Consider the following 14424-nt stretch of genomic DNA (forward strand, 5'->3'; position numbering starts at 1 on the left):
AATTTTCATCTGCCAAGTAATGTTATCACTTAACGTATTTTAACATATTGTAACTTTCATTAACACTATTCCAGCTCATATTTGACCAAATAATTTTAGTTAAAATATGAGAAATACCGCTACTATTTATAGGTTAACCTGCCTGGCAATTGGTTTCCCCTTCCTTCTTGCAGCCTGCAAAAAAGGCCCGAACATCAGCCCGGGAAATCAGGAGGAAATCCATGTAGAAACCGTAGATACCGTTACTGTAAAAGCTTCCACTTTTCTGCTGGATTCTGTGCCGACTTCAAATCAAAAAGTAATACTGATGGGACAAACAGACGATAAAGATTTCGGGAAATTAACAGCGTCTTCTTATTTACAAATCATCCCTCCTGCACAAAGTGATGCTGTTATTCCAAAAAACGCAACATTCGATGCGTTCATTATTGTATTAAAATATAATAAATATTTTTCAGGAGATACCCTCACCTCACAAAAATTTGCTGTCCACCGGCTCACAGAGGATATGGTTCTGCGCAAAGTCCCTGGGCCGATAGAAGGTGAAGAAGTACCAGTTTATGTAAAAGGGCAGGCTTTATATAGTACAACAACATTCAAACAGGAAACCACACCAATTGGAAATCTGGATTTGCAGGTAAAACCTGCTAGCGGAGACAGTGTAATCATTAAGCTGAATGAGACATTGGGCAGGGAGTTTCTGGACCTGATGGCTAAAAAAGACCAGCGCTTTTCGAGTGAGGAAGAGTTCCTTAAATATTTCAAAGGAATGGTTTTCAAAACCAACCAAGGCAATAGTATCACCGGATTCAAAGCTGATCAGGTTAAGATGTATTTAAGTTACAATTACATTGATCCGGATGGTTTTACCCAGAAAAAGAGGGTAACTTTTTCGGGTAAAGCCACAGATTATCAATTCAATCATTTTGATACTGACAGAAGTCAGACTAAACTCAAAGCACTGAGCCGGACTAACCGGGAAATCAGTTCAGAACTTACCAATCAGCAACTTTTTTTACAGGGAGGTACTGGTTTAGTCACTAAACTTAAGTTTCCGACACTGGTAAATTTCATGAATGAGAGCAAAAAGGTGATTAATAAAATAGAGCTACAGATCGAAACAAAGCCTACCTATTATTCAATTTTCAAAGCCCCTCCATCCCTTCTGCTTTGGGTTGCAAATTCAGCGAATGTGCCAAAAGCGGTGCTGCCAAACAATTACAAACAAGGGGATCAGAGTGCAACATTTGAACCCGGTAATGATGTAGGTTCACCAGGAAAATACAGATTTCTGTTAACACAATATGCAGACGAATTGAAGAAGGGTACTTATAAAAACACCTCTTTGATGCTTAGTGTTCCGGCAGACCAGTTATTGGGCACTGTGAACAGAGCTCAGTTCTCTACGAGTGATACAGCACTGTCTATCAAGCTTATAATTACATACACTAAATATTAAATTCTAAAACAATGATTAAAAAATTATTATCAGTTTCCTTTATGATCGCCATTCTATTCTTGGGAAGTTGTAAGAAGAACAAGGATGATGGCCCAACAGAATGGGTAAAAGGATCAGATTTTGAAGGCTCTCCCCGCAGTGCGGCAGCGAGTTTTATTATAGATGGAAAAGCTTATATATCAGGAGGATTCAATGGAGATAAGCGGTTGAATGACCTTTGGATGTATGACCCTAAATTAACGAACTGGTTTAAAATTGGTGACACTGGTTTTCCTGGTGACGCCAGAAATTATGCAGTCGGTTTCAGTGTAGGCGGAAAAGGGTATGTAGGAACGGGTACAGATGGAACTAATTCTTTCAAAGATTTCTATCAGTTTACTCCGGAAACTAAACAGTGGAAAAAAATTGCAGATTTTCCTGGCGATGCGAGGTATGGTGCAGTTGCCTTTTCAGGCAGTGGTAAAGGTTATGTAGGCTCTGGTACTTCAATCAACGGTGACCTTAAAGATTTCTACAGCTACAATCCTGCTACAGACAGCTGGACACAGATCACAAGTTTACCGGGTAGCAAAAGAGCTTATGCTTTTACATTTACAATCGGGGATCTTACCTATATCGGCAGTGGATCAAACAATGGAGCAAACCTGCCGGATTTATGGAGTTACAATACGGCCAATGATGTCTGGACAAAAAAGAATGATATCTACAGGGATGATAAGAATGAAAGCAATAAAAAATATCAGTATGATCTTAGACGCAGGTCTGCTACAACCTTTACGATTGGCCAGAGGGCTTTTCTTACCGGGGGAGTTACAAGTGGCGTAACTGGAACAACATGGGCGTATGATCCGTCAACAGATTATTGGGATCAACACCAGGACTTTGGAGGAGTTTCACGTGAGGCGGCCGTTGGTTTTGGTATCGGAGATAAGGGTTACGTAACTATTGGCAAAAACGGAAGTCATTTCGATGACCTTTGGATATTCACACCCAACAAATAATAAAATCCTTATTTAATTCATGATTAACTGACCGCCATGTTTATTGGCGGTCAGTTTTTTTATTAAGGAATTGTTCCTGTATCAATAAATAGTTCTTGCAGAATTAAATCTTTATGTTTTACTTTGTATCTCAAAGTTCTTTTAAAATGCAAGAAAAAGATATTTATTCAGAGCTGAGTTCTATCCGTAATTTGATGGAACGTTCTTCCAAATTCATTTCCCTGAGTGGTTTATCAGGGATTATGGCTGGGGTATATTCATTAATTGGCGCTTTTATAAGTTATAAGCTGGTCTATAGTGAGCAGGGTTTTATGCAATACAGAGACCTTTATCTTAACGGATTACAACTTTTACTAAAATTAACAGGTATCGGAGCTGCTGTTCTTGTGCTGTCTTTAATTACAGGGATTTGGCTGACCATCCGCCAGGCACGTAAAAAAGGAGAAAAATTTTGGAACCCGGTAAGTAAACGTTTGCTTGTCAACATGGCTATCCCACTAACAACCGGAGGTTTATTCATTTTAATCATGCTGATCCGTGGTGAATATGCAATTATTTGCTCTGCCTGCCTGATCTTTTACGGGCTGGCATTGATTGCTGGGAGTCATTATACAATATCTGCTGTAAAATGGCTTGGGTTCAGTGAGATCGTCCTGGGTTTAGTAGCCGCTTTAATCCCGGGTTATGGAATTGTCTTCTGGACAATAGGTTTCGGTATTCTGCATATTCTTTATGGTTCAATCATGCATTTTAAATACAATTAGTGAAAATCTCCCTGGAATCTTTCGATAAAGCTTTTGAGAACCGGTTACGCCTGCAAATTATGAGCGTACTGGTTGCCAATGCGTATTACGATTTCAATTCTTTGAAAGAGCTGCTAAATGCAACAGATGGTAACCTTGCCTCCCATCTCAAGGCACTGGAGAAGGAAGAATATATTACTGTAACCAAAAGTTTTATCGGCCGTAAACCAAATACACAATATACTGCTTCAGCAAAAGGCATCCTTGCGTTTAAAAAACACCTGGAAGCACTTGAAAATTTAATTAAACAACAAAAGGGATAACCTTTTTTTTAACCCTATACTTTGAATTTCAAAGTACTTTTCAAACTACTCATATGAACTATCAACAAGAAAAACAAAACAATGGATTCAGAACGTGGTTCTCGGAATCTGTTATCGTAAAATTATGTCTTATAGGCATTTTGACCCTGCTCCTGCTTATTCCTTCGAGCTTGATACAGAACCTGATTGTCGAAAGACAAGCCAGGCAGCAGGAAGTTAACAATGAAATATCAGACAAGTGGTCTGGGAGCCAGCTGGTAGAAGGCCCGGTTCTTGTCATTCCTTACAAAACCACTGTTAACCATAAAGACAGTGCTGGAAAGGTGACCACAAAAGATGTGTTAACCAATATTTATATCATGCCCGAAACTTTAAATATAACTGGTAAGGCAGAACCGCAATTGCTGCATCGCGGAATATTTGATGCAGTGGTTTATAATTCAAAGATCAGGGTAAATGGGAAATTCAGTGCGATGGAATTAAGGAAATCAGGCATTAATCCGGATATGGTTCAATGGGATAAGGCAAAGGTGGACATTGGATTAAGCGATCTGAAAGGTTTAAAGAACAACCCGGTTATTAAATTAGCAGGTAAAGATTATGCTGTTGAACCTGATTTCACCACACTTTCTTTATTTACAAATAACCTCATTATTCAACCTGATCTGAGTGCCGGTAAAAATACGGCACTGGATTTCAGTTTTGACCTGGATTTAAGAGGTAGCAATGAGCTTAGTTTCCTGCATATTGGAAAGAGTACGACTGTAAAAATTGATGGAAGCTGGGGTAACCCCAAGTTTACAGGACGTTATCTTCCCGAACAACGTAATGTATCTGCTAATGCATTTTCGGCTACCTGGAAAATGCCCTATTTTAACAGGCCTTTCTCTCAGCAGTGGATCAATGAGAATTCAACACTGGTTACTGCTCCTTCAACTAAAGAAGCCTTATCTCAGGAAACCAACATTCAGGCCCCTTTAAGGGATGGTTCTTTTGGTGTCCAATTTATTCTTCCGGTTGATCAGTATCAAAAGACTATGCGCTCAGGCAAATATTCTATTCTGATTATAATGCTGACTTTCATTTCATTATTTTTCACAGAACTGCTGAACAAGAGAAAAGTGCACCTTTTACAATATGTACTTATTGGTGCTGCAATGATTATCTACTATACATTATTACTCTCATTTAGTGAGCGTGTTGGCTTTAACCTGGCTTACCTGATCGCTTCAGTTGCCACGGTTTCATTGATTGGCAGTTTTATAGCGGCCTTATTGAAGAATAAAAAACCAGCTATGATTTTCGTCGGGATCCTAACTGTCTTTTACGGATTTGTTTATGTGATTATTCAGTTGCAGGATCTGGCTTTATTATTCGGAAGTGTGGGCTTATTTATTATCGTAGCGGCACTAATGTATTTATCTGCCAGGATCGACTGGAATAGAAATCCATTAGCGGAGGTACCAGATCCGGAACAAGATCCGACAAAAACTGTGCAAACAGAAACACAAGATTAGTAAATCATTTATTACGGAAACCTGTTGCTCCGGGTTTCCGTAAATTTAAAAACCCATTTATATGTTTAGTTTTAGCAAGTATTATTTTGGACTTACTGTCTTATTATTTGGCATAGAAGTTTTGATTGCCTTATACGCGCATGATGAGTTCATCCGCCCTTATGCAGGAGATTTCCTGATTGTTATCTTCTTATTTTGCCTGGTCAGGGCCTTTTTAAATGTCCCTTCGAAATGGGTACTCATCAGTGTGTTATTGTTCTCTTATTGCATAGAGGCTGGTCAATACTTTAACCTGATCCACCATTTAGGCCTGGATCAATCAAAAATAGCTCCACTGATTTTAGGTAATTATTTCAGCTGGACAGACATAATAGCATATACTTTAGGCGCAACCGTCATTTTTATGCTACAATCATCTCCTGAGGCCTCACCCCCAGCACATTGAAAAATGTATTGCTAAAAGTAGAAACGCTGTCATAACCTACTTTGATTGCAACACTTTTCACATTTTCGCCTGAAACAGAAAGCAGTTCAACGGCTTTAATGATTTTATATAATTTGATATAACCAGCAACGGTAATTCCAATGTCCTGTTTAAATAGTCTTTCCATAGTGCGTGCAGAAAGATTAAACTGAGCAGCTACATCCGGTATTTTTATATCTTCAGCCACATTTTCCGTCAAATAATCAATCATACTGGCAATCCTTGGATTTTGAGGAACAGGTAAAACCAGTGGTAAAGAGGTATCAAATGTTAAAGGAAGTATACCTATCAAGGCTTTCAGAAAGTCAAACTCTAACTGGTCTTCTTCTTCAAGTCTTGACCACTGTTCAGTGAAAAGGATCATCTCCCGGAGAACTTTAGGGGTATGAAAGATATTGAGTTCTTTAAAAAAGGAATGATCAGCAGTTTTACTCAGGAAAATACAACGCAGGTAAACCGGACTTACAGGAGCAGAAGTTTTATGCAAAAGTCCGGGTGGGATCCATGCGCAATGGTGTGTTGGCAATAAATACGTTCTTTCGGGTGTATGCAGGTATTGCACTCCTTTTTCCACGAAAATCAGTTGTCCCATATGGTGAGAATGCCACTCGTCAGAGAACTTCCAGTCGGCTTCATGCCATACGTAAGCTTCCTTTTCTACACTATCAACTGTAAGGTGGCAAAATCTTGATCTTTCCATTTGTCGTATTATAACATGCTATTGGCAAATATAGACATTTAAAGACATCCGGCTTTCCCTACTTTTGTCATCAATTAACAAATACAATATGAATTCAATAAATACAATGCGTTTAAAAACAAGCTTCCTGATCTTATTATGCCTGTTTAGCGCTTCATTTTTAAAAGCACAAAGTAAAATGAAAGATGAACATTCAACTTTAAAAGTTCTGGTACTGTTTAATACGGTTAATGGCGGTACTTATAAAATGGCTCAGGAAATCGCTGCCGGAATTGAAGATTTTCCGGGTGCAAAAGCAGTATTAAAACAAGTTCCAAGAATTAAACCGCTGGATAATGAGGCGAAACAACCTTTTAGTGGTATTCCATATGCTAATATTAATGAGTTACCTGAATATGATGCGATAGCATTTGGATCTGCCGTTCATTTTGGAAATATGAGTGCGGATATGCGCTATTTCCTGGATCAATCGGTTAGTATCTGGACTTCCCGCAAATTAGAAGGAAAACCTTCGACCGTATTTATGTCTGCGGGTAGCGGAGCAGGCAGGGAAGCTGCAATACTTTCATTCTGGAATACTTTAGCGATTCATGGAATGGTGATTGTCCCTACAGGAATTATGGGTACAAGTGAGATGGACAAAACTATTCCTCAGGGAAATACTGCATTTGGCGCTTCTTCTCTGGCTGGTATTCCGAATAGTATAAGACCTTCGAAAGGTGAATTACATATTGCCAGATTGCAGGGTTATGCACTGGCTAAAGCTGCAAAAGGTTATCAATTGACAGCAGGAAGTTCAAATGGGAAAGCTGCTGTAGTATCAAAAAGTGAGGAAAGAACCAGTGTGATAGAAACGAAATTGAAAGCGTTGAATATCGTTCTGCCAAAAGCCCCTGCTCCTGTCGGAAATTACAAACCTTACCGTATTTCAGGGAAACAGGTGTTTATCAATCAGATTGCTTTAAATAATGGTAAGGTAGATCATCCGGGTTTAATTGAAAAAGAAGTTATTGAGGAACAGGCAAAATTAGCTACCAGACAGACGCTGTTAAATGTACTGGCAGTTTTAAAAGAAGCAACCGGCGGAGATCTGGATCAGGTTAAACAGGCGGTACAATTGACAGGTTATTTTTATACTTCAGCTGGTTATACGAAACATGCGGTTTTAATGAATGAAGCATCGAACCTTTTGGTACAGATTTTTGGAGAAAAAGGAATGCATACCAGGGCTACAGCAGGTGCATCTTCTTTACCAATGAATTCAGCTGTGGAGATTCAGGCTATTTTTGAGTTGGAGTAGCAGGAAGGTTTTTCATGGGTTTGTCAGAATTAGCAATTTGCAAAAAATTCACATTGCTAATTCTGACTTTTTACAATCACTGCACCTTTAGTTAACTGCTAAATCTCTTTTGGAAAGAAAAGTCAGGATGAAGCATATCTATCTCATTTTTGCTGGTTTCAGCCTGTGCTTCTTTCGCATAAACGAACATTTGTTGTTCATAATCGCTAATAGCTGCTGCTATACTTTCAAATTTTCCATTAGTCAGGTTTTCGGATAAAATTAATGCATCTACTAGCCCGATATTCACTCCCTGACCTGCAAAAGGCGGCATTAAATGTGCAGCATCTCCGATAAGCGTAACAGGTAAAGGACGCTGATCTTTCCAGGGTTTATCTATTGGCAATTTTCTAGTTGGCAATCCAACAAAAAAAGAAGTGGAGCGGAACAATTGTTTGTAGCATTCGTGCCAATGATCCAGCCTGTTTGAAAGAAATGTGCTAACGCTATTTATATTTTGGAAGTCTAACCTATCCCCATTATTCCATTCTTCAGGTTTTCTAAAAGTCACACCGTATATTAAAGTACCGTTATTATCAGGATTTGCAACTAAATTGATGCCTTTGTCGGCTGTCATCAATATGTTATTACCGCAAAGCTGGTAGAACTCCGGGCATTTAATTTCTGGTTCAAACACTTCGCCCTGAATAATAAAAGTACCACTATCTTCTATTACTGTATCCGTAACATATGTTCTTCCGTTAGACATCCCACCATTGGCTACAATAACAAAATCTGCGGTTGTATCCATTTCGTTTTCAAAATGTAAAAGCCATTTATCCTTATACACTTCAAATCCTGTAAACTTCCTGTCCCAAACAACCGTATCGACTGTTAAACTGTCAAGCATTATTTTTCTTAGTGTGTTTCTGCTTATTTCAGGACTGTCATACCGGGGTTCTACAGCGAATAACGCATTGCCCTTTTCATCAGTTATTGTCCTGCCCATTGGTTTCCCCATTGCAAAATAACGCTCAAGCAACCCTGCCTTTTCTATTGCCATTTGTCCTGAACTTTCGTGCAGATCGAGTGCACCACCCCAAATTCTTGCTTGTGGATCTTTGTCTCTTTCATAAACAGTTACATCTGCCCCTGTCTGCTGGAGCAATTTTGCCATGGTCAGACCAACTGGTCCCGCCCCTATAATCGCTACTTTCTTATTTTCTAATAACATGATTTGCTTTGTTTAATTACGATACAAATTTGTTAAGTATCTTAGAGGTAAAATAACTATGTTAGACCTAAAAACAGTCGTAAAAGACCTTTCATGGAAAAATACAAGCAGCAAACAGAACCGGGTATCTTAAAAAAGCTAGCTCATTTATTAGGGACGGATGTAAAAAACAGGAAAATAGAAATCCCTGAAGAATTTGGTAAAGGTTATTGTAGCGGATTTATTTTTAATCCGCATATCCGGATGCTAATCATGAATTATGAACTCAATCAGGATTTACTTGTTGAAAATCCTGATCGGAATACTGCTACGGAAATGATACTTTTTAAGTTTCAAAACATTTTCCCTAAAACAGAAACATTATCGGCTGGAAAGCAATTAAAGGCAATACCTTCAGTTTTAATTGCGACCTGTAGTGTAAATACTGATGCTGTTATTCCCATTCATACCAATACTGCGGTTATTAATATAGAAGTCGGTGCAGCTTACCTGAAAGGACTATTTGACTTGCCGGAAAAATCGCTGGTTTTACAAAACCTGTTACAGAATACACAGCCTTTAGTATTTGAACAAATAATTTATCCTTCATTACAGAAAATTGTAGATGAAATTCTGTCTGAATCAATTGAGGAAACCTTTAAACTATTCTTTCTGAGGATAAAAGCAGAAGAGCTGATTTGCAGGCTATTAATGGAACTGCAAAAGCGGGACGAAAAACATATTTATGCGTTAAACATTCACGATATAGAAGCCGTTTACAAATTAAAGGAGCAAATGCTTGAACAATTGGAAACTCCGCCAATTATTAAAGAACTGGCAATTCATGCTGGTATGAGCCCATCTAAATTGAAACGTGTATTCAAGCAAATTTTCGGTAACAGCATTTTTAACTATTATCAGGAGTTCAGAATGAAAGAAGCAGCTCATTTGCTAAAAGAGGAAAAGCTGTCTGTTTCAGCTGTGGGATATCAACTGGGCTTTACGAACTTAAGTCATTTTTCAAGGGTTTTTAAAGCGCATATCGGAATGAAACCGAAACAATATAGTCAGTCTTAAAAGAATATAAAAAGGAAAGCTATCTGGAAGTTATGAACAAATTAAATATTCCCGACAAGTCAATATCTTCATTGAATCTTAAACAGATAAGGCCGCAAGGTAATGGAGACTTCGAAATATACAGGATCAACAAAGCGCTCGTTCCAGGCAATAAAATGTTTTTAACACCTCATAGGCGCAACTATTATCAGTTTGTATTTGTGAACGAAGGAAATTCAAGTTTCTGGGTTGATTTTCACTATCATTCATTCAAACCTGGTGGACTATATTTTACAGGGCCTTCACAGTTATTTGTAAAAGATGTACAACTGCCAATGGAAGGAATTATATTATCCTTCACAAAGGAATTCTTACAAATGGCAACACAACTGAACCGTCTGCCTATTCTGAACAGTAATGAAGCTTATGAATTCAGATCTTCAATAAAAGAGAGAAAGGAGATAGAGCATACACTTATAAAAATATTAGACGAGTTTGCTAAGCAGGATGAATTATCTGCTTTATCACTTATATCTTATCTGGGAATATTTTTAGTTCAGATCAGCCGCTTATATAATAAACTGCCTGCGGTAACTGGTACACCATTAAAAGGGAAAACAATTACAGATTTTTTCAATTTGGTAAATGCCGAATTTAGCAAATATCATCTGGTAGCGGAGTATGCTGCTCTTTTAAATATTACTCCCGGGCACTTGAATGAACTGGTTAAAAAATATACAGGTAAAACCGCCATACTTTGTATTCAGGAAAGACTAACCCTGGAGGCTAAATATATGCTTTTTCATACGACAGATTCAATCAAAGGAATTGCTTATTCACTTGGATTTAATGAAGCTGCATATTTCAGTAAATTCTTTAAAAGATTAGCTGGTATTACTCCGGAAGAGTATAGAAAAAATACCCTTGAAATTTGCAGCAGAACCCCCGAAATGGATAATAGTTAACCTTTATATTCCACATAGCTTTGATATCAAATTTTAAACTATGAAAGCTGCAATTTTAAAAGAGTTTGCTACACCATTGTCTGTAGAAAACATGCCAGATCCTGTACTAGGTACAGGAGAAGTTATTGTTGATATTTTCGCTGCCCCCGTTTTGCCTTATGCAAATGAAGTTTTCAATGGTGAGCGCAAAATGTTATTGGAGTTGCCAATAGTACCTGGTACGGGTGCTATCGGCCGTATACGTGCAGTTGGTCCGGATGCAACACGCCTCAAGGTTGGAGACTGGGTTTTATGTGATGCTACTATTCGTTCGCGGGATAATGCTACAAATCCGGATATAACACTACATGGGCTAACCGCCCGTGGCGATGGTGGCCTGCATTTACAAAGATATTTCCATCATGGTTCCTTCGCAGAGCAAATGCTGATACCTACAGAAAATGCCATTCCAATAGGGGAAATTAAAACTTCAGATGCTTCAAAGTGGTGTGCAATTACGACATTCCTTGTGCCTTATGGCGGTCTCCTTGCGGCGAATCTGCAAGCGGGTGAAACGATATTGGTCAGCGGGGCTACAGGTCATTTCGGAAGCGCATGCGTGGCTGTTGCACTTGCAATGGGTGCACGATACGTAATAGCACCGGGAAGAAACGAAATGGTGCTGGACGAAATGGTCCGTCGTTTCGGAGATCGTGTAATCCCTGTGACGTTGTCTGGTGATCCACAGGAAGATCAACTCAGAATGCAACAGGCAGCACCATGCCCGATCGACTGCGTTCTCGATATTCTTCCGCCCTCTGCTGCTCCCTCTACTGTTAAAGCGGCAATAATGACAGTAAGGCCATATGGTAAAATAGTGCTGATGGGTGGTATTGGTATGCACGGAGGATCTGGACTGGAACTGCCTTATCCATGGATCATGAGAAACTGTATCACAATATACGGGCAGTGGCTGTACCCTACCAATGCTCCCGCCCGCCTTATTACGTTAATACAATCAGGGTTACTTAAATTAGATAATTTCACAATTACCAGATTTCCTATTGACGAGGTAAATGAGGCAGTTACACATGCAGCTGCTAGTGGAGGTGCATTCAGGATGACTGTATTAAATAGTGTTATAGACTAAATATAATATGATCAGAAATTCAGCATAAAACCGAAACAATATAGTCAGTCTTAAAAGAGTATTTTTAATGACTGACTATTGAATTCCTTGCTTTTCGATATCCGGTCAGACTTATATTCTTATATTTCTTGAAAAATTTATTTAAATGGCTTTCATCAGCAAAACCAAACTCGTTTACAATCTCATTCACCCTCATATCACTGAAATTTAATCGATGTTCTATCAAACGAATTTTATAGTTAGCAATAAATTGCTGAATAGTTTCACCGCACTGATTTTTGAAATAGCTTCCTAAATAAGTAGCTGCTATATCATACTTATCCGCTATAAATGCAGCCTTTAAACTTGGAGGCGAGAAAATATTGGATTGTATATGATTGATAATTTCCAGTATACGCTTATCTGCATTTTCCTTTATACCCTGTGGTTTTATTTTTGATATATTTCTGACGGCAATTACAATTAATGCATTTACATAATGTCCAGCTAAATCTTCATCATAAATATCTTGATGTTTAATAGCGTGCAACAGACAATCTACTATAGATTTAACCAGAAATTCATCCTCTTTTTGCTTTAGAATACAACCAGATAAATGCGAAGAATAATATAATAAGCACTCGATAGCATTTATATTTTTTGACCTGTATTCTTTAACATATTCATTATTGATTCTAATCAGCAGGAATTCTGTAGTGTGAACAATATCAAAGTTATGACAATCGTTAGGTGTCATTAATAGTAGATTGCCAGCCTTATAGGCTATACAATTGCCATTCACCTGGAGAAATCCTGTTCCGGAAATCACATAAACCATTTGGAAAAAGCTGAATTGTAAATCCCTGGCAGGACATTCGTCCACCTTACGATAAACAATTTCGAAGGATTGATGCATATTCTCCTTTTTCATATAGTAAAAGTACATTTTTATCATTAAAATGTACTGATATATACCTGTTTTTCAGTTTAGTTTTGCTAAACAAGATGAATGTAAAAATGAAAAATCAAAACTATCTGAATAAGAACACCATTGCGCTAATCGCCATTTGTATGGCTACACTAATGTTTTCATTGGAAATTTCCAGTGTACCAGTTATACTCCCAACCCTTGAAAAGGTGTTAGGCGCCAATCTTAAGGACATGCAATGGATAATGAATATTTATACAATCGGCTGTACCACGGTACTAATGGCAGCAGGAACACTGGCCGATAAATATGGCCGTAAGCGAATACTCCTGATTACCCTGGTTCTGTTTGGTATTGCTTCTTTGGTTTGTGGTTTAGCACAAAGTATACCTTTGCTGATTGTAAGCCGTTTTTTTCAGGGAATAAGCGGAGGTGCCATGTTAATTTGCCAGATATCTGCGCTTTCGCATCAATTTCAGGAAGGAAAAGAAAGAAGTAAAGCCTTTGGTATATGGGGTATTATCCTTGGACTTGGATTAGGTTTCGGGCCAATTATAGGTAGTGGTATCGTTGGTTTATTATCCTGGAAATGGGTTTTTCTGATACACACCCCAATTGCTGTTCTTGCCGCAATTCTTGTTTATGGAAATGTAGAAGAATCTAAAGACCCACAGGCAAAAAGACTCGACATTGCAGGTATGCTTGCTTTATCTTTAGCTGTTTTTGGCTTAACCTATTTTATCACACAGGGAGGTGATATTGGTTTTACCAGCACCGTAGCGATCTCTATCCTTATTGCCACAGTAATCAGCTTTGTTATTTTTGTATGGGTCGAAAAAAGTAATGACTACCCTATGTTCGATTTTTCAGTATTCAGGATACGTAACTTTTCGGGTGCTGTTCTTGGTTCTATCGGTATGAACTTTAGCTTTTGGCCATTCATCATTTATCTGCCCATTTATTTTCAGGGCTATCTGGGCTATGATGTAATTACGGTTGGTCTTTCTCTCCTGGCTTATACACTTCCCACTTTACTTGTACCTCCGCTGGCCGAGCGTCTTTCAGTTCGGTATCGCCCAGGTCTTGTTATTCCATTTGGGCTGTTTACGATAGGTTTAGGATTTATTATAATGAGATATGGAAGTATGGCCGAAAACCCCGGCTGGCTCACCATGCTTCCTGGATCTGCACTGGCTGGTATCGGACTGGGCTTAACCAATACACCTGTAACCAATACGACAACGGGTGCAGTTTCGAGTAATAGAGCAGGAATGGCTTCTGGTATAGATATGAGTGCCAGGTTGATTACTTTAGCCATTAATATTGCACTTATGGGATTTATCCTGGTAGAAGGGATTCTATCTTATTTGAAACCTGTATTGGCTCATCATTCTTTGAATAGCTTGCAGCTACGTTCTCTGGCTGAAAAAATAGCTTCCGGGAGTTTCGACACGCTTAAACGTGATTTTCCACAACTAGCTGTCGCAGATCCTTCTGGAACTGTTGTACATGCAGCACTTCTACAGGGTTTTGACTGGATCATGTTATATGGAGGTATTGGTGTCTGGGCTTTATCCCTGGCAAGTTTGATCACCTTTGGCAGCAAGAAAAGAGTATAAATCTTCTTTAGACAGCAGGGATTGGAAAA

The 14424-nt window shown here is 38.6% G+C and carries 14 protein-coding genes; 11 read left to right on the plus strand and 3 right to left on the minus strand.

The annotated features are described in order from the left end of the window. Positions 1–106: 106 nt before the first annotated feature. From HDE70_RS13415 to HDE70_RS13440, 6 genes are all read left to right on the plus strand, one after another. Positions 107–1459, plus strand: coding sequence for a DUF4270 family protein (locus tag HDE70_RS13415; RefSeq protein ID WP_183890679.1), 1353 nt, complete (start codon positions 107–109; stop codon positions 1457–1459). An 11-nt stretch (positions 1460–1470) separates the two neighbouring features. Next, complete coding sequence (locus HDE70_RS13420; RefSeq protein ID WP_183890681.1) at positions 1471–2460, plus strand: Kelch repeat-containing protein; 990 nt, start codon at positions 1471–1473, stop codon at positions 2458–2460. A gap of 146 nt (positions 2461–2606) precedes the next feature. Continuing rightward, positions 2607–3224: a hypothetical protein gene (locus HDE70_RS13425; RefSeq protein ID WP_183866491.1), complete on the plus strand. Its 618-nt coding sequence runs from the start codon at positions 2607–2609 to the stop codon at positions 3222–3224. After that, complete coding sequence (locus HDE70_RS13430; RefSeq protein WP_183866490.1) at positions 3224–3526, plus strand: winged helix-turn-helix domain-containing protein; 303 nt, start codon at positions 3224–3226, stop codon at positions 3524–3526. The genes HDE70_RS13425 and HDE70_RS13430 overlap by 1 nt, the downstream gene beginning before the upstream one ends. 53 nt (positions 3527–3579) lie before the next feature. Continuing rightward, positions 3580–5043 carry a cell envelope integrity protein CreD gene (gene creD, locus HDE70_RS13435; RefSeq protein WP_183866489.1) on the plus strand — a complete coding sequence of 488 codons (1464 nt, stop codon included), beginning with the start codon at positions 3580–3582 and terminating at the stop codon, positions 5041–5043. 61 nt (positions 5044–5104) lie between these two features. Continuing rightward, positions 5105–5488, plus strand: a complete 384-nt coding sequence (locus HDE70_RS13440; RefSeq protein ID WP_183866488.1) for a DUF2809 domain-containing protein — start codon at positions 5105–5107, stop codon at positions 5486–5488. Here HDE70_RS13440 and HDE70_RS13445 read toward each other — a convergent pair. Beyond that, positions 5445–6227 carry an AraC family transcriptional regulator gene (locus HDE70_RS13445; protein WP_183890683.1) on the minus strand — a complete coding sequence of 261 codons (783 nt, stop codon included), beginning with the start codon at positions 6225–6227 and terminating at the stop codon, positions 5445–5447. The two genes, HDE70_RS13440 and HDE70_RS13445, sit on opposite strands and share 44 nt — an antisense overlap. A gap of 88 nt (positions 6228–6315) precedes the next feature. Between HDE70_RS13445 and wrbA the strand changes: the two genes are divergently transcribed. Next, positions 6316–7527 carry an NAD(P)H:quinone oxidoreductase gene (wrbA, locus tag HDE70_RS13450; RefSeq protein WP_221302052.1) on the plus strand — a complete coding sequence of 404 codons (1212 nt, stop codon included), beginning with the start codon at positions 6316–6318 and terminating at the stop codon, positions 7525–7527. Positions 7528–7618: 91 nt separating this feature from the next. On the opposite strand, the gene HDE70_RS13455 is transcribed toward wrbA, so the two are convergent. Then, positions 7619–8740 (minus strand): FAD-dependent oxidoreductase, encoded by a 1122-nt coding sequence (locus HDE70_RS13455; RefSeq protein ID WP_183890685.1) that lies wholly within the window; start codon positions 8738–8740, stop codon positions 7619–7621. A gap of 93 nt (positions 8741–8833) precedes the next feature. Between HDE70_RS13455 and HDE70_RS13460 the strand changes: the two genes are divergently transcribed. The 3 genes from HDE70_RS13460 to HDE70_RS13470 are packed head-to-tail and all read left to right on the plus strand — an operon-like array spanning position 8834 to position 11869. After that, the gene (locus HDE70_RS13460; RefSeq protein ID WP_183890687.1) at positions 8834–9796 is read left to right on the plus strand and encodes a helix-turn-helix domain-containing protein; all 963 of its coding nucleotides are present in this window, start codon (positions 8834–8836) and stop codon (positions 9794–9796) included. A 32-nt stretch (positions 9797–9828) separates the two neighbouring features. Continuing rightward, the gene (locus tag HDE70_RS13465) at positions 9829–10740 is read left to right on the plus strand and encodes a helix-turn-helix domain-containing protein (protein WP_183890689.1); all 912 of its coding nucleotides are present in this window, start codon (positions 9829–9831) and stop codon (positions 10738–10740) included. Between the two features lie 40 nt (positions 10741–10780). Beyond that, entirely contained in the window at positions 10781–11869 is a 1089-nt protein-coding gene (locus tag HDE70_RS13470; RefSeq protein WP_183890692.1) for an alcohol dehydrogenase catalytic domain-containing protein, read from the plus strand. Positions 11870–11933: 64 nt separating this feature from the next. On the opposite strand, the gene HDE70_RS13475 is transcribed toward HDE70_RS13470, so the two are convergent. Next, entirely contained in the window at positions 11934–12779 is an 846-nt protein-coding gene (locus tag HDE70_RS13475) for an AraC family transcriptional regulator (RefSeq protein ID WP_183890694.1), read from the minus strand. A gap of 86 nt (positions 12780–12865) precedes the next feature. On the opposite strand from HDE70_RS13475, the gene HDE70_RS13480 reads away from it, so the two are divergent. Then, on the plus strand, positions 12866–14395 hold the full coding sequence (locus HDE70_RS13480) for an MFS transporter (protein ID WP_183890696.1): 1530 nt from the start codon (positions 12866–12868) through the stop codon (positions 14393–14395). Positions 14396–14424 lie beyond the last annotated feature (29 nt).

This window comes from Pedobacter cryoconitis, assembly GCF_014200595.1.
GTDB lineage: Bacteria > Bacteroidota > Bacteroidia > Sphingobacteriales > Sphingobacteriaceae > Pedobacter > Pedobacter cryoconitis_C.